General features: G+C 50.8%; 21 protein-coding genes and 2 tRNA genes. 22 read left to right on the forward strand and 1 reads right to left on the reverse strand.

All coding sequences use genetic code 11. The features are described from left to right. Window positions 1-13: 13 nt before the first annotated feature. The 20 genes from accD to BCF53_RS09190 all read left to right on the forward strand — a co-directional run bounded on the left by accD (window position 14) and on the right by BCF53_RS09190 (window position 19,126). Entirely contained in the window at window positions 14-877 is an 864-nt protein-coding gene (gene accD / locus BCF53_RS09095; protein ID WP_132701415.1) for an acetyl-CoA carboxylase, carboxyltransferase subunit beta, read from the forward strand. Then, window positions 861-2,078: a bifunctional folylpolyglutamate synthase/dihydrofolate synthase gene (locus tag BCF53_RS09100; RefSeq protein ID WP_132701416.1), complete on the forward strand. Its 1,218-nt coding sequence runs from the start codon at window positions 861-863 to the stop codon at window positions 2,076-2,078. The genes accD and BCF53_RS09100 overlap by 17 nt, the downstream gene beginning before the upstream one ends. Before the next feature lies 1 nt (window position 2,079). Beyond that, a complete protein-coding gene (locus BCF53_RS09105; RefSeq protein WP_165901866.1) occupies window positions 2,080-2,664 on the forward strand; it encodes an SPOR domain-containing protein in 585 nt (194 codons plus the stop codon). Window positions 2,665-2,751: 87 nt separating this feature from the next. Then, window positions 2,752-3,243 (forward strand): CvpA family protein, encoded by a 492-nt coding sequence (locus tag BCF53_RS09110; protein ID WP_132701418.1) that lies wholly within the window; start codon window positions 2,752-2,754, stop codon window positions 3,241-3,243. A gap of 4 nt (window positions 3,244-3,247) precedes the next feature. After that, on the forward strand, window positions 3,248-4,765 hold the full coding sequence (gene purF, locus BCF53_RS09115; RefSeq protein WP_132701419.1) for an amidophosphoribosyltransferase: 1,518 nt from the start codon (window positions 3,248-3,250) through the stop codon (window positions 4,763-4,765). A gap of 25 nt (window positions 4,766-4,790) precedes the next feature. Beyond that, window positions 4,791-4,997: a YaeP family protein gene (locus BCF53_RS09120; protein WP_132701420.1), complete on the forward strand. Its 207-nt coding sequence runs from the start codon at window positions 4,791-4,793 to the stop codon at window positions 4,995-4,997. After that, window positions 4,998-5,189, forward strand: coding sequence for a DUF4250 domain-containing protein (locus tag BCF53_RS09125; RefSeq protein ID WP_132701421.1), 192 nt, complete (start codon window positions 4,998-5,000; stop codon window positions 5,187-5,189). A 345-nt stretch (window positions 5,190-5,534) separates the two neighbouring features. Beyond that, complete coding sequence (locus tag BCF53_RS09130) at window positions 5,535-6,461, forward strand: AAA family ATPase (RefSeq protein ID WP_132701422.1); 927 nt, start codon at window positions 5,535-5,537, stop codon at window positions 6,459-6,461. A gap of 2 nt (window positions 6,462-6,463) precedes the next feature. Next, window positions 6,464-7,432 carry a DUF58 domain-containing protein gene (locus BCF53_RS09135; protein ID WP_132701423.1) on the forward strand — a complete coding sequence of 323 codons (969 nt, stop codon included), beginning with the start codon at window positions 6,464-6,466 and terminating at the stop codon, window positions 7,430-7,432. Then, window positions 7,425-9,419: a transglutaminase TgpA family protein gene (locus tag BCF53_RS09140; protein ID WP_165901867.1), complete on the forward strand. Its 1,995-nt coding sequence runs from the start codon at window positions 7,425-7,427 to the stop codon at window positions 9,417-9,419. Before BCF53_RS09135 ends, BCF53_RS09140 begins: the two co-directional genes overlap by 8 nt. Window positions 9,420-9,521: 102 nt before the next feature. Beyond that, window positions 9,522-11,132, forward strand: a complete 1,611-nt coding sequence (locus BCF53_RS09145; RefSeq protein ID WP_132701425.1) for a diguanylate cyclase — start codon at window positions 9,522-9,524, stop codon at window positions 11,130-11,132. Between the two features lie 89 nt (window positions 11,133-11,221). Further along, window positions 11,222-12,718, forward strand: a complete 1,497-nt coding sequence (gene gltX, locus BCF53_RS09150) for a glutamate--tRNA ligase (protein ID WP_132701426.1) — start codon at window positions 11,222-11,224, stop codon at window positions 12,716-12,718. A gap of 111 nt (window positions 12,719-12,829) precedes the next feature. Next, window positions 12,830-12,905: transfer RNA gene (locus BCF53_RS09155), tRNA-Ala, on the forward strand. Window positions 12,906-13,441: 536 nt separating this feature from the next. Further along, window positions 13,442-14,380, forward strand: coding sequence for an aspartate carbamoyltransferase (gene pyrB / locus BCF53_RS09160; protein ID WP_132701427.1), 939 nt, complete (start codon window positions 13,442-13,444; stop codon window positions 14,378-14,380). Beyond that, window positions 14,373-14,822, forward strand: coding sequence for an aspartate carbamoyltransferase regulatory subunit (gene pyrI / locus BCF53_RS09165; RefSeq protein ID WP_132701428.1), 450 nt, complete (start codon window positions 14,373-14,375; stop codon window positions 14,820-14,822). Before pyrB ends, pyrI begins: the two co-directional genes overlap by 8 nt. A 111-nt stretch (window positions 14,823-14,933) precedes the next feature. Then, window positions 14,934-15,950, forward strand: coding sequence for a phenylalanine--tRNA ligase subunit alpha (gene pheS / locus BCF53_RS09170; RefSeq protein WP_132701429.1), 1,017 nt, complete (start codon window positions 14,934-14,936; stop codon window positions 15,948-15,950). Between the two features lie 22 nt (window positions 15,951-15,972). Further along, window positions 15,973-18,348 (forward strand): phenylalanine--tRNA ligase subunit beta, encoded by a 2,376-nt coding sequence (pheT, locus tag BCF53_RS09175; RefSeq protein WP_132701430.1) that lies wholly within the window; start codon window positions 15,973-15,975, stop codon window positions 18,346-18,348. Window positions 18,349-18,358: 10 nt separating this feature from the next. Beyond that, window positions 18,359-18,661, forward strand: a complete 303-nt coding sequence (gene ihfA, locus BCF53_RS09180; protein WP_132701431.1) for an integration host factor subunit alpha — start codon at window positions 18,359-18,361, stop codon at window positions 18,659-18,661. Further along, window positions 18,639-19,001: a MerR family transcriptional regulator gene (locus tag BCF53_RS09185; RefSeq protein ID WP_132701432.1), complete on the forward strand. Its 363-nt coding sequence runs from the start codon at window positions 18,639-18,641 to the stop codon at window positions 18,999-19,001. The genes ihfA and BCF53_RS09185 overlap by 23 nt, the downstream gene beginning before the upstream one ends. A 48-nt stretch (window positions 19,002-19,049) precedes the next feature. Next, window positions 19,050-19,126, forward strand: a tRNA-Pro gene (locus BCF53_RS09190). 553 nt (window positions 19,127-19,679) lie between these two features. Here BCF53_RS09190 and BCF53_RS09195 read toward each other — a convergent pair. Beyond that, the gene (locus BCF53_RS09195; RefSeq protein ID WP_132701433.1) at window positions 19,680-20,420 is read right to left on the reverse strand and encodes a sulfite exporter TauE/SafE family protein; all 741 of its coding nucleotides are present in this window, start codon (window positions 20,418-20,420) and stop codon (window positions 19,680-19,682) included. Window positions 20,421-20,757: 337 nt separating this feature from the next. On the opposite strand from BCF53_RS09195, the gene hpfG reads away from it, so the two are divergent. Both hpfG and hpfH read left to right on the forward strand, forming a co-directional pair. Continuing rightward, on the forward strand, window positions 20,758-23,289 hold the full coding sequence (hpfG, locus tag BCF53_RS09200) for a (2S)-3-sulfopropanediol dehydratase (RefSeq protein WP_132701434.1): 2,532 nt from the start codon (window positions 20,758-20,760) through the stop codon (window positions 23,287-23,289). A gap of 61 nt (window positions 23,290-23,350) precedes the next feature. Further along, window positions 23,351-24,313 (forward strand): (2S)-3-sulfopropanediol dehydratase activating enzyme, encoded by a 963-nt coding sequence (gene hpfH / locus BCF53_RS09205; RefSeq protein ID WP_132701435.1) that lies wholly within the window; start codon window positions 23,351-23,353, stop codon window positions 24,311-24,313. The last annotated feature ends 115 nt before the right edge of the window (window positions 24,314-24,428 follow it).

The following is a 24,428-nucleotide window of genomic DNA, read 5'->3' on the forward strand; positions in this document are numbered from 1 at the left end:
AAATGGGGGCTCTATGAGCAGTTGGTTGGAGAAAATTGTACCTAAGATTATTCGTTCAGATTCTGAGCGTCAGTCTAATGTGCCTGAAGGTCTGTGGAAAAAGTGCCCGAAGTGCTCATCCGTACTTTATCGCCCAGAGCTGGAAAAAAATTCAGATGTTTGCCCGAAGTGCGATCATCACATGCGTATTGGTGCCCGTCGCCGGTTAGATATGTTTCTGGATAAAGAAGGGCGCGAGGAAATCGCAGCTAATGTTCAGCCAGAAGATAAACTGAAGTTTAAAGACAGTAAGCGTTACCGCGATCGCCTGCATGCAGCACAGAAGCAAACCGGCGAAAAAGACGCGCTGGTTGCTATGGAAGGTCAGCTGGAGGGCTTGCCGGTCGTTGTGGCGGCGTTTGATTTTAACTTTATGGGCGGTTCTATGGGCTCGGTGGTTGGTGAAAAGTTCGTCCGTGCTGCTAACCGTGCTCTGGAAAAAAACATTCCGTTCATCTGCTTTGCAACTTCAGGCGGAGCGCGAATGCAGGAGGCGCTGTTTTCGCTGATGCAGATGGCAAAAACCAGTGCCGTACTCGAAAAGCTGAAGCAGCAGGGAACACCTTATGTTTCCGTTATGCTGGATCCGTGCTTTGGTGGCGTATCGGCGTCTTTAGCCTTGCTGGGCGATATCAACGTAGCAGAGCCGAATGCGTTGATTGGCTTTGCCGGTCCGCGTGTTATTGAGCAGACGGTGCGCGAAAAGTTACCTGAAGGTTTCCAGCGCAGTGAATTCCTGCTGGAAAAGGGTGCGATCGATATGATTATCGAACGCAAAGATCTGCGCAGTACCTTGGCCCGAGTTTTAAGAAAGTTTGTTAATGCACCTGTCAGTTAATTCCTCGCTGGAAGAATGGCTTCGTTATATCGAAGCCATTCACCCTACAGAAATCGATCTTGGCCTCACCCGCCTGCAGAAAGTCGCCAACAGGCTGCTTTTAAATTCCGCTGATCCCTTTGTCTTCACTGTTGCCGGAACTAACGGTAAGGGTTCCACTACCGCAGCATTGAACGCCATGGCTTTAGCCGCCGGGAAGACGGTTGGCTGGTATACCTCACCACATTTGCTTCATTTTAATGAACGGGTGGTGATTAACGGCCAGCCGGCGACCGATTCTGAATTGGTCGCAGCTTTCTGTGCAGTTGAGTCTGCAAGGGTGGAGGTAACACTTTCCTATTTTGAATATACAACTCTGGCAGCCTTCTATTTGTTCAGTCAGAAGAACCTGTCGGTTTGGGTCCTGGAAATAGGGTTGGGTGGCCGGCTCGATGCGGTCAATATTATTAACCCGGATGTGGCCATCGTGACCACAATCGGTCTCGATCATCAGGCTTTTTTAGGCTCCGATCTCGATTCAATTGGTCGCGAAAAGGCAGGCATTTGTCGCTCTGGTAAGCCAGTTGTATTTGGCTCGTCAGATTTACCGGAATCCGTCAGTCAGGTCGCTGAGCAGCTGGGTGCCCCGGCCTATCACTTTGGGGCTGAGCATGGCGTTCGTCAGGGCGAGCTCTACTGGCAGGGCGGTTGCTGCCCGTCAGTGGATGTTCGAATCCCTTTGGAGAACGCGGCGACTGCTGCACAGGCGTTTTCTTTGAGTCCGTTCCGTCTTGCTGAAGCGCAGGTTTGCCAGGTGCTATGTAATCTCAGGGTCACCGGTCGCTTCCAGCAGGCCAGTTACCGGCAGCACCCGGTCGTTATTGACGTTGGTCATAACCCTCTTGCGGGCCAATATATAGCTGCTAAGTTGGCCGGAAACCATTACCATCTGGTCCTTGGTATGCTTGCCGATAAGGACGCCAAAGGCTTTGTCGAGGCGCTGCGGCCAATTACCAAGTCCGTCTCGGCGGTATCGCTGAATGTTCATCGAGGCATCTCGGCGCAGGCGCTGGCAGAAAAAATAGATCAGCCGAACGTGTGTTGCTTTGATTCAATGAGCGCTGCGCTGGCAGATTTGAATGAAAAATACCCCGGTGAAGCAATATTTATAGGTGGGTCATTTTTCACGGTGGCGGAAGCTTTACGTACTCTGGAGGGATAGTTTGGAACGGAAACTTCAACAGCGGTTAGTGGGTATTCTGGTGCTGGCAGCCTTTGCGCTCCTGGTTGCGCCGGTTTTACTCGATGGTGAAGGTCGAATTCCGGAAAAAATTACCCACATCCCTCCTGAGCCTGTTCGCCCGGATCTTAGTCATATTCAAACTAAACCCATTGTTGCCGATGTTGCCAGCGGTGAGGCTGAACCTGTTGAACCTGAATTGCCGGTAGAGCAGAGTGCGCCGGAAGCTGAAACGGCAGGCAGCAATAGGGTTGAGCCTGTTGTTGCTGCGGCAACGGTTACACCGCCTTCTGTGCAGCAGGCCGTCAGCTCATCGGTCGGAACTCAGCTTTGGAGTGTTCAGGTAGCCAGCTTTAAAGACAGCGCCAAAGCAGTCGCACTAAAGGACCGCTTGCGTTCAGAGGGCTTTAATACCTATGTGCGGGAAAAGCTCTTGTCTGACGATAGCCTGTTCACTCAGGTGTTTGTCGGGCCGGTCGAGACAAAGCAGGAGGCCGACAACCTGAAAGCGCAGGTCAAGGCGGGTGTTCAGTTGCAGGGCCTGGTGGTGCGTTTCAGGGATCGCTAACCTGACCATAAGGTCGGGTACGGGTGCGAGCATTCACAATTACGACAATCCTGTTAAAATGCGCGCGTTCTTGCAATCGGGCTTCCCATGACTGTTATCGACTGGATTATTGTTGCTGTCTTAATTGTCTCTTCATTGATCAGCATTAAGCGTGGTTTCGCCAAAGAAGCCATGTCTCTGGCTTCCTGGCTGATTGCCCTAATTGTTGCCCGCCTGTTCAGTGATAACCTTGCTTCACTGTTGACCAGTTGGCTGGCCAATGAGGCACACCGGTATACGGTGGCCTTTGTCATTCTATTCATCGCGACCCTGATAGTGGGATCGCTGATCAATCATTTGCTGGGTGAGTTCATAAAGATAACCGGCCTTTCAGGCACCGACCGGGCACTGGGAACCGTGTTTGGTTTGTTGAGAGGCATTGTTATCGTCGTTGCAATGCTGGCGCTGGGTCAGCTGTTTGCGCTGGATCAGTTCTGGCAGGACTCAACTTTAGTTCCGTATTTCGAACCCGTGATTCGTTGGGTTGGGGAAAATTTACATAAAGCGTCAGACGCAATTCTGTCGGTAGGTGGAGAATAAATTTATGTGTGGTGTGGTAGGTATCGTTGGTCAATCACCTGTCAATCAGTTGTTGTACGATGCATTAACCGTTTTGCAGCATCGGGGTCAGGATGCTGCGGGTATTGTTACCGAATCTGAGGGTAAATTTTACCTGCGCAAGAGTAACGGCTTGGTGAACGATGTTTTTCAGGCGCGCCATATGCAGTCGCTGGAAGGTAATATTGGTATCGGTCACGTTCGTTACCCTACGGCCGGTACCAGCAGTACCGCAGAAAGCCAGCCTTTTTATGTGAACTCGCCTTACGGGATTGTACTCGCTCACAACGGTAACCTGACGAATTCAGCCGAGTTGAATACGGCCTTGTTTCAGGCGGATCTGCGTCATGTGAATACGACGTCAGACTCTGAGGTATTGTTGAATGTATTCGCTCATGAGCTGCAGTTGCAGGGCAAGCTGAAGCCACTGCCGGAAGATATGTTTGCCGCAGTGCGCGGTGTGCACCGTCGTTGCCGCGGTGCTTATGCCGTGGTTGCTATGATCAGTGGTATGGGCATGTTGGCATTCCGTGACCCGAATGGTATTCGTCCGCTGGTGTATGGCAAGCGAGTCGCTGAAAACGGTAAAACCGAATACATGGTAGCGTCAGAGAGTGTTGCTCTGGATAGCATTGGTTTTGAGGTTATCGACGATGTTGCACCCGGTGAAGCGGTGTATGTTGACAGTGCCGGCGAACTGCACGTTCAGCAATGCGCAACTGAAACCCGAAAATCCCCCTGTATCTTTGAGTTTGTTTACTTTGCCCGCCCGGATTCGATCATCGATGGCATTTCCGTTTATAAAGCGCGCCTGCGTATGGGCGATGCGCTGGCTAAGCGAATTCAAAAAGAGCGACCGAACCACGATATTGATGTGGTTATCCCCATTCCGGATACCAGCCGAACCTCAGCGCTGCAGCTGGCAAACCGCCTGGGTGTGAACTATCGCGAAGGCTTCATTAAAAACCGCTATATTGGCCGTACCTTTATCATGCCGGGGCAGAAGCAGCGTAAAAAGTCTGTACGTCAAAAGCTCAATGCGATTGACCTGGAGTTTAAAGGTAAAACCGTGTTGCTGGTCGATGACTCCATTGTGCGCGGCACCACCTGTAATGAAATTATTGAGATGGCCCGCGATGCCGGTGCCAAGAAGGTGTATTTCGCCTCGGCAGCCCCGGAAGTGAAGTACCCCAATGTATATGGTATTGATATGCCTGCGGCGAAAGAGCTCATTGCTCACGGCCGCACCAATCAGGAAATCTGTCAGGCCATCGGTGCAGACTGGTTGGTTTATCAGGAGCTGGATGACCTGATTAAGGCAACTCAAACTAAGAAATCGGACGTGCATGAATTTGATTGCTCGGTATTTAACGGTTGTTACATTACCGGCGATATTGATCAGGCCTATCTGAATGCCCTGGAAGAAAAGCGCAGTGATTCCAAAAAGACGACAGGGCAGGTGCGAGATTCCTCTCTGGTCGATATGCATAACGACGACGCCTGAAGGCAGAAATTGATAGGAACTGAAAATGAAAGTATATGAGTGTTGTGATCTGGTCCGGGAGCTGTATTCCCAAATTGGCAGCGGCGACCAGGGCTATGTGCCACAGGCAATAACCTGTGTTTTACGGGCACTGAACGACATTGCCAGCGATGCGTCATTACCGGTTGCAACCCGGGAAAAGGCTGCTTTTGCCGCGGCTAACCTGTTGATCTCTGACTTCGAGGACAAGTAAATGGACTTGTCTCGCTTTGAAAGCATGGACCCGGTGATGTTAATGAGCATTGTTAATCTGAAGCTCAGAAACGACTTTAATGGTGACCTTACCGAGCTTGCAAAGGCGTTTGATATTGACCGGGAAATACTCGAAACCAAGCTGCAGCAAGCCGGTTTCGACTTCCTTCCTGAAGTTGGCCAGTTCCGGTAACTGGTCATAATTACCTGCGATTAAATCATCAAGCCAGCGCTTCACGTTTTTTGCTAACATCGGCAAGCGTGAGAGCTGCTGGCTAATCTCAGCTCTTCATCGAACATAACAATTAACTCACGCCGAAGATCAACGAGCGGGGATCGATATGCGGGCAGCAGCACTACAGAGATTTTCCTGCTGTCGCTCATACTGGAAGCGAAATAATGTTGTCTATGCTTTCTGAAGTATAAGGCCCTCCACTCTGAGGATGGCCTTAAGGCATCCGGGTCATTTAAACTCAATCCGATTGAATTTAATTGATCCGTGAGTGTCTGATCAGGAATTAACAAATAGGCTTACAGAATGGCAAAAATTGAAGAGATATCCGAACAGCTGATTCAAATAACCGGTCGTGTGGTTGCCGGCAAGCCCGAACAAATCCGGTTGATTTGGGTAGCGCTACTCTGTAACGGGCATGTTTTGCTGGAAGATCTGCCCGGCGTCGGAAAGACCTCGCTGGCGCATGCCCTGGCGCGAATACTGGGGTTTGATTATCAACGTGTGCAGTTCACTGCTGATTTATTGCCGTCCGATGTGATCGGTGCGCAAATTTACGACAGAGAGCAACAAAGCTTCCGTTTTCATCAGGGGCCGGTGTTTACGCAGCTGTTGTTGGCAGACGAACTCAACCGCGCCACGCCCAAAGCGCAATCGGCGCTGCTTGAAGCGATGGAAGAGCGCCAGGTTTCAGTCGACGGAAAATCACTGGCCTTGCCGGCACCTTTCTTTGTTATTGCTACGCAGAATCCGCAGGCGCTGTCTGGAACCTACCCGTTACCGGAATCGCAACTCGACCGTTTCTTTATTCGTCTGAGTCTTGGTTACCCGGATGCCGAGGTTGAGAAAAAACTGCTCAGGGGCGAAGTAGGGCGCCAGAAGCTCACAGATATCAAGCCGTTAGTCGACCCTAAATACTGGGCAGACATGCAGACGCTGGTCGCAAAAGTGCAAATGACAGAGCCTGTTCTCGATTACATCATGCGACTGGTGCAGAAAACGCGTGATCCTGAACTTTGCAGCATGGGGCTTTCCCCTCGCGGGTCACAAGCGCTGGCATTGGCTGCCAAAGCCTATGCGCTGACATTCGGGCGAAAATATGTATTACCAGATGATGTTCAGGCTGTGTTTTCTGCGGTCGCCAGTCATCGTTTAAAACCGGTTCGTTCGCTCAGCGTCGAATCTTTGGTCGGGCAGATCCTTGAAACAGTTGATGTCGTAGAGGCGGTCTGATCATGTTCCAACTGCAGCGGGACCGGCTGCAACAACGAATTTCCGGTTGGCTGGAAAAAAGACTGCCCCTGCAGGCTTCCATTAAGCTCGACAGAAACCGGATCTTCATCGTGCCCACCTGGCAGGGCATGCTGCTGCTGGTGGTCGCGATCATGATTCTGTTGCTGGCCATCAATTTTGAGAGTGCCCTGAACTATGCAGTCGCGTTCTGGCTGATGTCGATGCTTTGGGTGGCTGTGCACCTGACCTACCGTAATCTCAGCGGGCTGACTATTGCTGCGGTGTCCGGTAGCCTGGTCGAGGTCGGGGGTACAGCAGAGGTCACTCTCAGGTTCAGTTCACAGAATAAACGCAATCGTGGTGTGTTTGAGGTCATCGGCAAACCCTGGGGTGTGGTATTTGTCCCCATGCACGGAGCGGATGCGGTGGTAAAACTTTGCCTCAAGGCGAGTGAGCGTGGTCCGGTTGTGCCAGCCAGATTCCGGGTAGAGAACCGCCACCCGTTTGGTCTTGTTATGGCCTGGTCGCATGTTCATATCGATGTGGCTGCCTGGGCATTTCCGGAGGCTCAGCCTTTTGCCCGCAAGGCGTTCGGTGAAGGCCAGGATCTTGCCGAGGATGCACCGGATGATCATTTCTATTCAGCCGGCAGTGAAGATTTTCACAGCCTGCGGTCTTACGCTCAGGGAGATGCGATACAGCGATTGCACTGGCCGTCTTTTTCCCGTGATCAGTTAGTGGTGAAGCACTTTACAGACTATCAGTCGGCGGATGAGTCTATTCAGTGGCAGCAGTTTGCCGGCCTTGGTGATGAAGAAAGGCTTGCAGCAATCCGCTACTACGCGGAAGCCTTCTTCAAGGCTGATCTGCCGTATTCATTGAGCATGCCGGGTGTCGAACTCGCTACCGCCAAAGGTGCGGAGCAAATTACCCGGGTGCGGCGGGCCTTGGCGGAGTATGGTTATGTCTGATCAGTATTTGCCACCGGCCAAAAGAGTACTGCACCAGCGGGCGTTTAAGGCGTTAATGGTGACCCAGCTGATGACCGTGCTGGCTTTTCTATCCTATCTGCCGCAATGGCTGTTGCTGGCTTTCTGTTTGGTGGCCTTCTGGCGCTGGCGGGTGATGCATGGTCAGTTTACCGCTCCGCCCAGAACACTCGTCATTCTATCGATGATTCTGGGTATCGTGGGGATTCTTGTTTCCGGTTTCACCCGCTATACGCTGGATGCTGCTGTGGCCTTCTGTATGCTCGGTTATTTGCTGAAGTCACTGGAGGTTTTACGCCGGCGTGACGGTGTTGTTCAGGTGTATCTGGGCTATTTCCTGACGGGGGTCTACCTGTTGTATCGGTTCGACCCACTAGGTGCGCTGGTCGCAATAGTGCTGTTGTTTTTAAACACCCTGGCCCTGGCGGCGGTAACCTCAGATGCCAGCTATCGCCTGAGTTATGGCATCCGGCAAACATCGCTGTTGCTGCTGGGTGCGGTTCCGGTCATGGTTGCCGGTTACCTCTTCTTTCCGCGGTTGCCGCCCTTGTGGGTGATTCCAAACGATCAGCGTGGCGCCGTAACCGGCATGAGTGATGAGTTGATTCCCGGCTCGGTTGCAAGCCTGGCGCAATCATCTGATCCGGCGTTTCGTGTGGCTTTTGACGGTGAGTTGCCGCCAAGGGATCAATGGTACTGGCGTGGCAATACGCTTTCGCAATTTGATGGCCGGGTTTGGCGGGCAAGCTACTCTGAGCGCAACCGATTCAGTTGGCCCAGAAACTCAAATCTGCCGGAGCCGGCTGCCAACCTCTATGAATACAGCATTATTCTGCCGAAAACCGGTCGCAAGTGGCTGTACTTTCTGGATTGGCCAGTGTCTGCAAATGCAGAGAATGCTGTCGTCCTGCCGGATGCACGGCTGGCCAGCATCGCCAATATAAATGCCAATATTCAGTACAGTGCAGTTTCTGCTGCTGCCGTTCAATGGTCGGCTCAGGATCGTTTTATCGCAGAGAGTCTCAGGCTGCCGGCAGCAGGTAATGAAGAGCTGAGGCGCTGGGCGCTCGATCTGCGTGCGTCTGTTACCAATGATACTGAATATGTGCAGTATCTGGCTGATTACATTCGTTCGCAGGATTTCTACTACACCTTGCGACCGCCGCTGTATGACGGAGCAGATGCCATGGCAAATTTCTGGTTGGGTGGGCAGCGTGGTTTTTGTGAACATTACGCCAGCGCGGTCACCTTTATCTTACGGTCTGCGGGTATTCCGGCACGGATGGTCGGTGGCTACCTGGGCGGCGTTTACAATGAGCGCGGAAATTATATTCAGGTGCGGCAGATGGAGGCGCATGTCTGGGTTGAGGTATGGCTGAACAACCGTTGGCAGCGCTTTGATCCGACCGCTGCTGTAGCACCAGACCGCATAGAATTGAATTTGGACGCCTTATTAACAGGTACATCCTCCAGTGAGTTGCCGGTATTCAGTCGGGTGCAACGCCTGCCGTTGTTAAGCAGCCTGACTATGTACTGGGATTCCATCACCTATCAATGGCAGGTGACGGTATTGAATTACAACAATGAAACTGGTGTTGGTTGGTTTGAGGCCAGTTTCGGTGAATTCAGCCCGTTAAAAGTGGTGCTGTTTGTTTTGGCAATCATGAGTCTCATGGGGCTCATCGTTGGCGTATTGACTGGGGTAATCGTCCTGCCAAAACGTAAGCCAGAGCCCTACGCCAGTATCAGCAAAATCGAAAAGCATTTTGGTCAGCGTCTTCAGGGAGAGACGATCAGCCAATATTTTGTGCGTTTGTCTGCAAAAAACAGTCAGCCCAGCCTGTTTACTGCCATTAGCCAGGAGATAGAGAAGCAACTTTATTCGGGGCAGGATATAATGCCCGCAAGTCGAATACGGATGTTGACCAAAGAATTAGTTAAGGAGAAAAAGCGAAAGAGTACCGTTTAGCTTTTTCTGAACCAGAAGTATCGATTGTCGTTCGTTCTGCAGTTGGCCTACCTGATCTGGACGAAAGTTTTCGATTGTCGATTATTCAGGAGTCAGGTATTCATGCAGGAAAAACAATCACAACTGGAAGATCTCAGACAGTTCTTCGGGCGTCGTGTATATCAACAGGCACGCAGCCTGGTGAACAGTTGGGGCGCATTGCAGGACGTTCACTGGAATGAAGTCTGGTACCGCGAATTCAGCACCAGCGTAGAAAAGCTGACTCGTCTGGCTAAGCGCTACAATCTCACCTCATTGCTGCATGCCGCTGAAAAACTGACAGCGTTGCTGCAAACCGCCAATATTCATAATGCTCCGAACTCAGCCTTGCTCGAACAGATGAATGAGGCGGTTAATCAGGTTGCCGAGGCCTGCTCACGGGTGAATGATGATGTACCGGTACAGAGCATTTCATCCGGCCGAAAACCGGTTTATCTCTGTTTTAGAAATCAAGAACTGGCTGAATCCGTTTGCAGTACCCTCGCGCACTTCGGCATACCGGGCTACGTGTATACCGAGACCGACTTGCTTGAGCAGTCCATTTTGCACCGCATGCCGGCAGCGATGGTCATCGATGTCGCCTGCAGTGATGACAATCTGCAATGGATTGCTCATATTCAACAGCATTTCAGCGAGAAAATCCCGGTTGTTTTTTACTCAATGCAAGAGCCGACAATCGAATCCCGGCTATCGGCGGTGCGTTGCAATGGCATTGCATTTCTTACCGGTAAGTTAGATTCCGGCGAGTTGACAGAGCGACTGGTGAGTATCTATTCAATGCAGAGCGATCGGCCATTCCGTGTGCTGGTGGTCGATGATTCGCAATCGCAAGCTGCAGCGGCAGAAAAGGCCCTGAATTATGCCGGTATATTCACCCGCAATGTGACTGACCCGATGGCTATGCTCAATGCCTTGGATTCTTTTAATCCCGATGCTGTGCTAATGGATATGTACATGCCGGGCTGCACCGGGCCCGAGCTGGCTCAGATTATCAGACAGCAGCCGAAATACGATGCAGTGCCGATTATCTACTTGTCTGCAGAGTCTGATATCAAAAAACAACTGCAGGCCGTCAGCCTGGGGGGTGATGATTTTATAACCAAGCCCTTTGATAAGGGGGTACTGATCACCACAGTGCTGAACCGTTGCCGTCGATACCGGAACCTAAAGCATCAATTGAAGCGAGACAGCCTGACAAAATTACTGAACCATAAAAATATTCTGCAGGAATTGGAGCTTAGCGTTGAAGCGGCAGCGGCTAATAATCAGTCTCTGTGTTTTGCGATGATCGATATCGATCACTTCAAAAAGGTTAATGATGCCTACGGTCACTCAATGGGGGACCGGGTCATCGCAGCGCTCTCGTTGTATTTGCGTCAGCGCTTTCGTGTGACAGACAGCATTGGTCGCTATGGTGGTGAGGAGTTTGCCGTTGTTCTGCCTGCTACCCGGCCGGAAGTGGCTGAAGCGCTGCTGAATGATGTCCGTGAAGATTTTTCCAAACTGGTTCATCAGCTGGATGGTGAAGAAGTGGGTGTGACCTTCAGTTGCGGAATTGCCTGCTGCACCGAACAAGAAGATGCGATCAGCCTCTCGCAACGGGCAGATAAAGCCTTATACCGGGCGAAGGCAAATGGTCGCAACTGTGTTGAGTTGGCAGAGATCCAGAGTTAGCAGTCGCTGTTTAAACACCTCATAGTTTTTCCCTGCTCTCATGGCTATAATCCGCGCACTTTGAAAATTTGAATGAGAGAGCGGCTCTAATGACTAAAATTCGTACCCGTATTGCCCCTTCACCAACAGGAGATCCTCATGTTGGTACGGCCTATATAGCTTTATTTAACACTGTATTCGCAAAGAGCCAGGGTGGTGAGTTCATTTTACGAATTGAAGATACCGACCAGGCGCGTTCCACCCCTGAATCTGAGCAAGCCATTTTGGATAGCCTTAAGTGGCTGGGTTTGAATTGGGATGAAGGGCCGGATGTTGGTGGCCCGCATGGCCCTTACCGTCAATCTGACCGTAAAGAAATCTATCAGCAGTACACCCAGCAGTTGATCGATAATGATCATGCCTTCCATTGCTTCTGTTCTGCTGAACGGCTGGATGAAGTGCGCGAGCAACAGCGTGCCAATGGTGAAGATATTGGCTACGACGGTCACTGTATGTCGCTGACCGCTGAAGAAGTTCAGCAGCGCCTGGCCGCCGGTGAACAAAGTGTTGTGCGCATGAAGGTGCCGGAAGAGGGTACTTGTGTCATCAAAGATGTGCTGCGTGGCGATGTTGAAATTGACTGGAAACAGATCGATATGCAGGTGCTGATGAAGTCCGATGGCTTACCAACCTATCACCTGGCGAGCGTTGTAGACGATCACCTGATGGAAATCAGCCATATTCTGCGCGGTGAAGAGTGGATCTCTTCAACGCCTAAACAGATTGCCCTGTACCAGTACTTTGGCTGGGAACCGCCGGTATATGTCCATTTACCTCTATTGCGTAATGCTGACAAATCTAAGCTGAGTAAGCGTAAAAATCCGACGTCTGTCACCTATTACCGTGAGCTGGGCATTCTTCCGGAGGCGCTGGTGAACTTCCTTGGCATGATGGGCTGGACAATGCCAAATGGGGAAGAGATCTTCACGCTGGAAGATATGACTCAGGCTTTCGATGTAAACCGTATTTCCTTGGGTGGCCCGGTATTCGATCTGGAAAAACTCAGCTGGTTGAATGGTAAGTACCTGCGAGAAATGCATACGCCGGAGCAGCTGTTACAACGGCTGGTCGACTGGAAATTCAACAAAGAGTTTGCCACCCAACTGATGCCGCTTGCACAAACCCGTGCTGAAACGCTGGGTGATATAGCCGGCCTGCTGAGCTTCTTCTTTCAGGGTAATCCGCCGATTACAGCGGAAAGCTTTGCCGGCGTTAAGCTGGAAGAAGATGATCTTAAGCGCGCTTTGCAACTGGTGTTGTGGAAGTTGGAAACCCAGCGTCACTGGGAAAAGGACAACATCTTCGCTGACATCAAAGCCGTGGCGGACCATACCGGTATTAAATTCCGGGATTTGAACGCACCGATCTTTATTGCCATTACTGGCAGTACGGCATCTGTATCGGTAATGGATGCTATGGCGATTCTGGGGCCGGACATGACCCGAGGACGTTTGCGTCATGCGCTTACCGTGCTGGGTGGTATTGGCAAGAAGAAGCTGAAGTCTCTGGAAAAAGATTTTCGCTCAATGGCGGAGTTTTTAGACTGATTTGATGCCAGTTTATTGAGTGTCGGCTAAGCCATTGAATTTCATGGAAAAAATTCAAAAAAAATGTTGACACTCAAGGGCCGGGTAATTAATATTCTCGGCACCTGTTAAGGGGCTATAGCTCAGCTGGGAGAGCGCCTGCATGGCATGCAGGAGGTCTGCGGTTCGATCCCGCATAGCTCCACCAAATTCTAAATGGCATGTAGAGATACATGCCATTTTTCGTTGCAAGAGATTTGTTAGTACGGGATCGAACCTAATCGGGTTCGAGCGAAGTGTCGCACCACCCGCATAGCTTCACCAAATTCCGAAAGGCACGTAGAGATACGTGCCATTTTTCGTTTCAAGAGGTTTGTTTGTACGGGATCGAACCTAATCGGGTTCGAGCGAGGTGTCGCACCACCCGCATAGCTTCACCAAATTCCGAAAGGCACGTAGAAATACGTGCCTTTTTTGTTTTGTGCCTCGTTAAAGTGGGTGTTGGCCTAAAGGCCAACCTACAACCACACCTCATTATCTGTAGGTCGGGCTTTAGCCCGACAGCCGAACCACAAACCCAGCGGCAACCGGTGTTGGCCTAAAGGCCAACCTACAATAACGCATCGGTAGGTCAGGCTTCAGCCCGACAAAGCCACTTAAGCCCGAAAGCAAACTGCCTTTCCAAGTGTCTGTTTTCAAAAATTTGAGATGGTATACTGCGCCAAATCCGCTCAGGGTACATCGATGGCAAATCCTCTTTACCATAAAAATATTGTTTCTATTACTGATTTAACCAAATCGGAACTCGAGTTAATCGTTCAATTAGCGTCCATAATAAAGGCATCCGGCTCGCAGCCTTATCTGCAAGACAAAGTCATTGCCAGCTGTTTTTTTGAGGCGTCGACCCGCACACGGTTGTCTTTTGAAACCGCCGTGCAGCGCCTGAAGGGTTCATTGATTGGTTTTTCTGATAGCTCCAACACCTCGACCCGTAAGGGGGAGACGCTGTCAGACAGCATTACCATGATCTCGTCCTACGCTGACGCCATCATTATGCGCCACCCCAAAGAAGGTGCGGCGCGCTTGGCCTCAGAAGTGTCAACCGTGCCGGTGATCAACGGGGGCGATGGTGCCAACCAGCACCCAACGCAAACCTTGCTGGACCTGTTCTCTATTGCTGAATGCCAGGGCACGCTGTCTGATCTGAAGGTCGCCTTTGTGGGTGATCTGAAATACGGCCGTACCGTTCATTCATTGGCGCAGGCTTTGTCGCTGTTTAATCCAAAGTTTTATTTTATAGCGCCGGAGGCGCTGAAAATGCCCAGCTATTTAGAGCGGGATTTGAAAGAACACGGCATTCCTTTTGAATACCTCGAGTCGCTGGAAGAGGGCGTGCAAAAAGTTGATATCCTGTACATGACGCGTGTTCAGAAGGAGCGGTTCGACCCGACGGAATACATGCATATTGCCTCCAAATATGTGCTGACTGCAGAGATGCTCCAGGGCGCGCAGGCCAATATGAAGGTGCTGCACCCGTTGCCTCGTGTGGATGAAATTCACCCCGATGTCGATGCGAGTGAGCATGCCTATTATTTTCAGCAGGCTGAAAACGGTGTTTATGCCCGTCAGGCTCTGCTGTCGCTGGTGATGAATGAGGAAATTAAGGAGCTAACCGATGCGTGAAACAATGGCTGTTGAGGCAATTAAGAAAGGCACGGTTATTGACCATATTCCCACCGCACAGGGGCTGAATATCCTGGCCTTGATTCAAAAGCGTGATGCCAATGCTCAAGTGACGGTTGGCCTGAATCTGCCTTCTAAGGGCAGTGGTCGCAAAGACATTATTAAGGTTGAGGGTTGGCTGTTTTCCGAAGAGGATGCCGGTGAAATGGCGTTGTATGCGCCCCTGGCCACGATCAATATTATCGACAACTACAAGGTTGTTAAGAAATTTAAGATTGGCCTGCCGGATTCTTTCGTGGGCATCTTTGCCTGCCCGAACTCAAACTGCATTTCTCACCCGGAGCCGGTACCAAGCCGATTCAAGGTGGTGAAGAAAGAACAGAAAGTGCGTTTACGCTGCCATTACTGCGAACGCACCTTTTCGGACAGTCTGTTTAAATAACAGGCACTGTATTTTACGGGAAAAACCCAGCCAGGTCAGTTGCTTATTTAATTTCCTGCCTTATAGTGAACGCCTTTTAGGCCTACCGATTTACGGGAGTATAAACGGTTCATGGATACCCTGAACAAGCTGCATGAAGACGCACTCGCAGCGGTTAAAGATGCTACCAGCGCACAAATTTTAGACGAAATCAGAGTTAAGTTTCTCGGCAAGAAGGGTGAGATCACCGCTCAGCTGAAGTCATTAGGCAAGCTGTCTGCCGAAGAGCGCCCTGCAGCCGGTGCCCGCATTAATGAAGTAAAAGAAGCTGTTGCAAACGCGATTAATGCCCGTAAAACCGAGCTTGAAGAAAATGCTCTGGCTGAAAAGCTGGCAGCTGAGCAAATTGACGTGACAGCCCCAGGCCGTCGTCAGTTAACCGGTGGTTTGCACCCGGTCACCATGACTCTGCGCCGTATGGAAGGCTTCTTTACCAATATCGGTTACAGCATCGCCACCGGCCCTGAAATTGAAGATGATTATCACAACTTTGAAGCGCTGAATATTCCTTCGCATCACCCCGCGCGTGCCATGCACGATACCTTCTATTTCGATGCCTCAACGCTGCTGCGTACCCATACGTCGCCGGTTCAGGTTCGTACTATGGAGTCTTCCGAGCCGCCAATTCGAATTGTTTGCCCAGGCCGCGTTTACCGCTGCGATTCTGATTTGACGCATAGCCCTATGTTCCATCAGATGGAAGGTCTGATGATCGACGAGAAGGTCAGCTTTGCCGATCTTAAAGGCACGATCGAAGAATTTTTGCGTGTGTTCTTTGAAAAAGAGCTGCCGGTTCGCTTCCGTCCTTCATACTTCCCGTTCACTGAGCCAAGTGCCGAAGTGGATATTGAGTGCGTTATGTGTGGCGGCGATGGTTGCCGTGTTTGTAGTCATACCGGCTGGCTGGAAGTGCTCGGCTGCGGCATGGTTCACCCGAACGTTCTGCGTGCTTCCGGTGTTGATCCGGATAAATACCAGGGCTTTGCCTTCGGTATGGGTGTTGAACGTATGGCCATGCTCCGCTATGGCGTTAATGACCTCAGGTTGTTCTTCGACAATGACCTTAAGTTCTTACGTCAATTCAACTGATTCGGTATAGGAAAGAAAGTTAATGAAATTCAGTGAAAAGTGGTTGCGCACCTGGGTAAGCCCAAGCATTTCATCTCAGGAATTAATGGATCAGGTCACTATGGCCGGTCTGGAAGTCGATGGCTCAGAGCCCGTTGCTGAAGCCTTCAGTGGCGTCGTTGTTGGTGAAGTGACCAGCTGTGAGCAGCACCCGAATGCCGACAAGCTGCGCGTTTGTACAGTATCTAATGGTAAAGAAACCGCTCAGGTTGTATGCGGTGCGCCCAATGCGCGCACGGGCCTGAAAGTCGCCTTTGCTGAAGTGGGTGCGGTTCTGCCGGGCGACTTCAAAATCAAGAAAGCCAAGCTGCGCCAGGTAGAAAGCTTTGGCATGTTATGCAGTGAAAAAGAACTCGGATTGTCTGATAACCATGATGGCATCATGGAGCTGGCTGCCGATGCGCCAGTCGGTACCGATCTGCGTGAATACTTCGATTTGGACGATCTGGCCATTGAGGTCGATCTGACACCGAACCGTGCTGACTGCTTGTCTATCCGTGGTATTGCCCGTGAAGTTGGTGTGCTGAATAACGAAGCGGTTTCTGAAGTTGAAGTGCCGGCCGTTGCCGCAGTGCACGATGAAACCTTCCCGGTGGAAATTGAAGATGGAAAAGGTTGCCCGCGTTATATTGGTCGCGTTTTCAATAACGTTGATGTGACAGTGTCTACGCCTGTTTGGATGGTTGAGCGTCTGCGCCGTGGCGGCGTGCGTTCTATCGATCCGGTGGTTGATATTACCAACTACGTGATGCTGGAGCTGGGTCAGCCAATGCATGGCTTCGATCTGGATACCCTGAAAGATAAGATTGTTGTTCGTAAAGCAGAGAAGGGCGAAAAGCTGACCCTTCTGGACGGTCAGGAAGTTGAGCTGGATTCCTCAGAATTGCTCATTACCGATGCTTCTGGTCCATTGGCTCTTGCAGGTATTATGGGTGGCGAAAACACCGGTGTAAGCAGCGAAACCAAGCGTGTTTTCCTGGAGTGTGCTTTCTTCGCACCTATTGAAATTGCCGGCAAAGCTCGAGCTAAAGGCCTGCATACCGATTCCAGCCACCGCTATGAGCGTGGCGTTGATTTCAATTTGCAGGAAATGGCTGTTGAACGTGCCAGTGCTCTGCTGGTGGAAATCTGTGGCGCCGAGCCTGGACCGGCCGTGCTGGCAGAGAAGCCGGAATTCATTCCGGTAGCGGCTGAAATTGAGCTCTATGCCGATGTCGTTTCCAGCAGCCTTGGCATGACTATCGAAAACCAGCGAATTGAACAAATTCTGACTGGCCTGGGCTTCAGCATTGTTGATTCCAGCGGAGGTTATTGGAAAGTTAAAGCGCCAAGCTGGCGTTTCGATATGGAAATTCAGGCAGACCTCATCGAAGAGCTGGCACGGGTGTATGGCTACAACAACCTACCAATTACTGCACCAACTGCAGCACTGAAGCCTCAGGGCGCGCAGGAGCAGGAAACTCCGGTTAACATGCTGGTAGACCGTATGGTCTCACTGGGTTTCCAGGAAGCGATTACGTTCAGCTTCGTGGAGCCTGAAGCTCAAAAGCAGATGTTCCCGAATGAAGAGTCGATTGCGCTGGCAAACCCGATCTCTGCCGATATGTCCGTTATGCGCGTTTCTTTGTGGCCAGGTTTGCTTAAAGCTGTTCAGCACAACCTGAACCGTCAGGCAGATCACGTTCGCTTATTCGAAACAGGCCAGCGCTTCCGTCAGGAAGAAAAGGGTCTGGAGCAAGTTGATGTGCTCGCCGGCGCTGTAACCGGCACCCGCCTGTCTAAAGGCTGGTACGAGAAGGGTGAGTCGGTCGATTTCTACGATGTTAAAGGCGATGTTGAACAGCTGTTGTCCGGTATTCGTGGCGTCCAGTTCGATTTTCTGCCGGGTAAACATACTGCCTTGCATCCGGGTCAGTGTGCAAGAATTGAGCGAAACGGTAAGTTGGTCGGCTACCTGGGTGCTTTGCATCCTAGCATTCAGAAGCAGCTGGGCATTAAACAAACCGTTTATCTGTTCGAACTACGACTTGATCGTGTTTTGAAATCTGAGCTGCCAGAATTTACGCCATTATCCAAACAACCGGTCACAACGCGCGATTTAGCCGTTGTAGTCGATGAAGATGTGTCGGTTAGTTCGGTGATTGATTCCATAAGGGAAATGGCCGGCGAAGATCTGGATTCATTGACCTTGTTTGATATATATCGTGGCAAAGGTATTGATTCCAAACGAAAAAGTCTGGCCTTTGGCTTGACCTGGCAGCATCCTTCGCGCACTCTTACAGATGACGAAATTAACCGATTTATGGATTCGATCATCAACACTCTTCAAACTCGCCTAGATGCGGTGCTGAGGGGGTAAGGAGCTCTAAGTGGCCCTAACTAAAGCAGAAATGGCTGATCGTTTGTATGAGGAATTAGGCCTTAACAAGCGTGAAGCCAAGGAAATGGTTGAGATTTTCTTCGAAGAAATCCGGGAAAGTCTCGTTCATAATGAACAGGTGAAATTATCCGGTTTTGGCAACTTTGACCTTAGAGATAAGCGTCAGCGCCCGGGCCGGAACCCGAAAACGGGTGAAGAAATACCTATATCTGCCCGTCGTGTTGTTACATTTCGCCCAGGCCAAAAACTTAAGGTAACCGTCGAGAATTATGCTGGAACCGAGCCAGAATGATGAATTACCTGTAATTCCAGGGAAGCGCTATTTTACTATTGGTGAAGTCAGCGAATTATGCGCAGTAAAGCCACACGTACTGCGCTATTGGGAACAGGAATTTCCACAACTTAGCCCCGTAAAACGTCGGGGCAATCGTCGATATTATCAGCGTGAAGACGTTGTGCTTATCCGGCAGATACGCCACCTGCTGTACGAAGATGGTTATACCATTGGTGGCGCGCGTCAGAAACTTTCCGAGCCGGAAGATGCCGAGCAGGTTCAGCAGCAGCATCAGGCTCTTATTAAAGAAATGATTGAAGAACTTGAAGCAGTACTTAAATTGCTTGATGTGGGTTAAAATTTCTTTATAAATATCAATAGCTTAGTGTATTATAAGCGTCTTCGTCGGGCATTAGCGCAGTCTGGTAGCGCATCGTCATGGGGTGGCGAGGGTCACAGGTTCAAATCCTGTATGCCCGACCAATTTACTTTTTCCTCTTAGTTTAAAGCACCTAATGGGGTGGCTCGGATCACAGCCGGATGCGGACCAGTTCAAATCCTGTATGACCGACCAATTTTATCCTTAAAAGAACAACGATTTACGGCATTTGCTGAAGCGTTGTCCTATCTGTTTTTACCTCCTTTTTCTTACCGTGTAGCCAATATGTAGCCAGTTAGGTGCAAATGACCTAATAAACTGGACACCTACCCTGGGGCGCTCACTTTGAGTCTATAGTTCTCAGGATTTATAGATCATTGTATTTCCGCCTTTCGTGTAACCTTCTTTTGCTCTTACTTATGGCCGGTTGCTCCGGGTTTGGTCCGGTGCATTGCTGCTCTTAGCTCGGTCTTACCGTGGGCCAGCTATCGTAACGGGCATTCTTATTGGAACTATTGAGCATAACAATGGATGGTCGCAGGTAAGGGTTGGTAACTTAAGCTAGGGGCTGGCGTTGCCAGGAGGGTGTTGTTGAGGCTGGGCTTTTGCGCTTGTCAAAGCGGAGCCAGATGCTCCGCCTTAGCTGAGGATGCTTAATTAAAAATGCAGGTTCTTGTATACCAAGGCGCAGCCTATAAACAGCAGGAAACCGTGCACAATCTTGTGGTAATCGATCTTGTATTTATGCAGATAGTGATAGCCAATCATACCGCCAGCGATACCTGCAGCAAAGGCCGGTAGCGACGGAATAACCAGTGAAAAAACTTCCCGGGTCATCAGCCCTTCGTTCCAGAAGCTCAGGTTAGCGCCAATCATCTGCAGCATGAAAAAGAAAGTCAGGGTTGATTTTACCTGGTCTGCCGTCCACGGCTGCATTGAGGTGTAGGCAATCACCGGCGGGCCGGATTCACCAACACTTGCACCCAGTACTCCCGATGTAAAACCCGCCCCGAGTGTGACTGGAACAGAGGTCTTTTCAAATGCAGGCTTGGCAGAGCGGAAGGAGTACAGGCTGGAAACAATCAGTACCGTACCCATGGCAAGCAGAATGTATTGCGAGGGCATGGTGGCCAGCAGCTTTGCACCGACAAATGATGCGGGAACCGCGCCGGCAAATAGCACCAGCCCGGTCTGAATCTGAATGTGCTGGCGCATTTTCCATGCGATGGGCAGGGTTACCAGCCAGCCAATAATGCCGGCGATAGGTACGGCCGTCTGAGCACCAACAATAAGTGAAAGTAGTGGCACCGATACCATGGCAGAGCCAAAGCCAGTCAGGCCCTGGGTGAAGCCGGCGAGTGCGATGATCAACGAAACCAAAATCAGTGTAGTGTCCATAGCTCTTCTTGTTATTAGCAGGAGGAAATTTACAGGCACTATATGCCTTTTCTTAAAAAAATCTATCATTTCTGTCGTATTTTGTTGTTTTTTGTCAATTAAAATTCGAAAGATGACATTATTCTTGTCTGAGTAGCATTTTTAAATTCGCTCAACGGAGCTGGTCGGCCCATTATGATTGGCTACAGAGCGCTATGTTGATTAATGGACATAGATGTCAGTGGATAAGAACAACAAACCACTCATGCTGAAGGGTCCAAATTCCCATGTTCATAATCTCGCGGATGAATATTGGAATTTCGATTAATGATCAGTTTAAAGACTTGTGAGGTAAACGATGGATAACTTTCAGGCGGATATAGCGTGTCTGCACGGCTTAAAAACAGCGGCTCGTACCGAGGCGCGTGGCACCGAGCGCTATGACAAGGTTTATGGTTTAGGATATGAAGTTGGCCACGAAGACTGGTCGCCATACCCTCGGGTTAACCGCTTACGGCAGGCCTTTTTGGATCGTCCCTACGACATCGATGTTGAACGGCTAAGGCTGGTTACGGAATCTTATAAATGTAATGAGGCGATGCCTCGCATACTGCAGTGTGCCTATGCCTTCGAAAACATCCTGCTGAACACCACGCTGCACATTTATGAAGATGACCTGATCCTTGGTGAGATTGCGGCGCCGGCTAAGGCATCGCCCATTTACCCGGAGTTTTCTGTCAGCTGGATTATTGAAGAAATCCGCAACAGCCCCTTTGAAGAGCGTGAAAATGATCAGTTTTTCATTCGCAGTGATGCAGACAGGGCCGAGATTCTCGAGCTGTGCGAATACTGGAAGGGCAAAAGCGCGAACGAAATCATCACCGCCCATCTGGATGACGATCAGAAGAAGGGCTCGCATATGGGCGAGAAAGTCTTCCAGACCAATAATTACCATTTTGCCGGCATCGGCCATTTCGCCATGGATTTCAATAAGCTGATGACGCTTGGCTATGATGGGGTGATTGAGCAGGCCAAAAGCTGTTTTGAGAAACTCTCCAAACAAGATCCGGACTACAGTGACAAGCGCGATTACTACAAAGCCACGCTCATCTGCCTGCAAGCCGCTAAGCAATACATCGCCCGTTACGCACAGCTTGCCACCGAGCTTGCCGTTGCCGAGACAAACGCCAGCCGAAAACAAGAGCTGCAAAATATGGCGCTTAACTGCCGTCAAATTGCCGGTGGTGTGCCTGAAACCTTCTGGCAGGCAATCCAGCTATTCAATTTTGCGGTGACACTGACCCAGATAGAAGGCAACGGCCATTCTATTTCTTACGGGCGTATGGATCAGTGGCTGTACCCATTCTATGCCGAAGATGTTCGCCGTAATGCCGTGCCGAAAGAGTTCATCCTAGAGCTGCTGGAAGTGTTGTATGTGAAGATGAACAACCCAACCAAGCTGAAAGACAAAGGCACGGTGAAAGTCCGTAATGGTCGCGGCTTTGGTGGCGAAAGCCTGACCATTGGCGGTGTCGATGTAAATGGCAACGACGCCACCAATGACTTGACCATGCTGATGCTGGAAGCCTCGGTACATACCCGAATGATGAACCCCTGGGTGTGTGTGCGCATGCATGAGCACACACCGTACGAGCTGAAAATTAAAACTATTGAGTGTATTCGCGCCGGCTACGGCCACCCGAAACTTTTTAACGATGGTCCGGCCATCAAGGCCATGCTGGCGAAGGGTGTGACCCTGGAAGAAGCCCGTGACTACGCCGTAGTGGGGTGTGTAGAGCCCACCATTCCGGGAAAAGAGCATGGCTGGTTGGATGCCGGTTATGTGAATACCGCAAAAATGATGGAAATGGTCATTAACGGCGGCCGTATCCTTTCTGGCCCAGATGCCGGTAAGCAGCTCGGCCCGGATACCGGCAGCCTGGAAACCTACAAAAGCTTTGACGATGTTCTGGAAAGCGTTGATAAACAGTTTGCCTACTGGTGCGATCAGCTGTGCAGCTGCCTGAATGTAACTGACAAGATCCACCGTAGGGTGAAGCCCACGCCCTACATTTCAGCCTTTTTCGAAGGTTGTATTGAATCGGGTAAAGATATGACCTACGGCGGTGCCAAATACAATGGCACAGCGCCGCAGGCAGCGGGCGTTGCAACCTGCGCAGATTCGCTGGTAACCATCAAAAAGCTGATTTTCGATGACAAAAAATACACCGGCAAACAGCTGCTCGACGCCGTAAAAGCAAACTGGCAGGGGCATGAAAAGCTCTATGCGCTGGTTAACAGCTCAAAAATTCCGCATTACGGCAATGACATCGATGAGGCCGACGACCTGTTCAGGTTTATGTTTGAATGCTATTGCCGCCATATTAAAGGGCGCAAAAATCCGCGCGGGGGGCAGTTCAGCCCCGGCGTCTATACAGTGAATGCCAATGTGGGGATGGGCCTGTATACCAATGCCTCGCTCGATGGCCGCAAGAACGAAGAACCTATCTCCGACAACATGGGGCCGGTGCATACGCAAGGTGGTTCGCATGATATTTGCGGGCCAACGGCCATTGTAAATTCGGTTACCAAGGTTGATCACAGCCAGGCAACCAATGGCACGCTGTTGAACCTGCGCTTCCCGGAAGATTCTGTTTCTGGCGTTGAAGGTCGGGATATTCTGGTCAGCTTTGTTGATGAGTACATGGCCAAACAGGGCATGCATGTGCAGTTTAATATCATGAGTTCCGAGAAGATGAGGGCAGCCCAGAAAAACCCTGAAATGTATAAAGACATGCTGGTGCGGGTGGCTGGCTATAGCGCCTATTTTGTTGAATTGGGCAAGCCGCTGCAGGACGATTTGATTCAGCGCACAGAGCTCAGGTTTTGATGTGGTGGTTCCATGCCCGGTAATTCCTGTATTTGCTTTTTACTGATCATCGAGGTGAGTGGTGTCTGTTCAGGGAACGGTACTTAACATTCAGCGCTTTACCCTGCACGACGGGCCGGGTATTCGCACTGAGTTATTTTTGAAAGGCTGCCCGCTAAGGTGCCGCTGGTGTGGCAACCCTGAAAGCTTTAAGCGGCCCATAGAGGTGGGGGTCTACCAGAACAAGTGCCTTTCGATGGATACCTGCGGCTCTTGTTCACAGGTGTGCCCCAAAGCTGAGATGCTGCAGTTTCAGGGCGCGTACCTGACCGGGGTCGATCGCAATCAATGCCTGGGCTGCCTTGCCTGCGTCGATGAATGCCCGTCAGAGGCGATTCGCCAGTGGGGCCGGGTGATGTCGGTAGAGGAATGCATGAAGGTCATCCTGCAGGATGCGGGCTACTTTCACCGCTCCGGCGGAGGCGTAACGGTTTCTGGTGGCGAGCCGCTGCTGCAGAGCGATTTTGTAGAAAGCCTGTTTAAAGCCTGCAAAGATGCAGATATCCATACCTGCCTGGAAACAAGCTGCCATGCCAGCTGGCCTAAAATTGACAGGCTGCTGCCTTATACCGACCTGGTCATCTCAGACATCAAGCTGATGGACTCCGCCCGGCACAAGCAATACACCGGGGTTGGCAATGAAAAAATACTGGCCAACCTGATAAAACTGACCGAAACCGGAAAGCCGCTGATACTGCGTATCCCGGTTATTCCATCAGTGAACGACAGACCCGAAAACATGAGCGCAACGGCAGACTTCATCATCAACGAGCTGAAAGGAAAAGTCAGCACGCTGCAGCTGCTGAGCTTTATGCGCCTGGGCGAAGAAAAGTACCAGTCGCTGGGGCTGGCCTACCCGATGAAGGCGTTGAATTTTGACCGAATTGAATTCCAGCAGCGGGTCGATGAATTTGCCCGCTATTTCAACCAGCGTGGCATACATTGCCTGGTGGGCACTAAGCAGAAAACTGCCGAGGTAGGCTGACTGCGAATCTCTGTGGCAACCCACGCCAGCCCATGCCCGAAGGCCTGCCATTCAAACTTGAAGATTACTTGCAACTGCTCGATTGGACAGGCCGCTGCCTACGTGAAGACAAGCG

The organism is Reinekea marinisedimentorum (genome assembly GCF_004341165.1).
In the GTDB taxonomy this organism is placed as follows: Bacteria; Pseudomonadota; Gammaproteobacteria; order Pseudomonadales; family Natronospirillaceae; genus Reinekea; species Reinekea marinisedimentorum.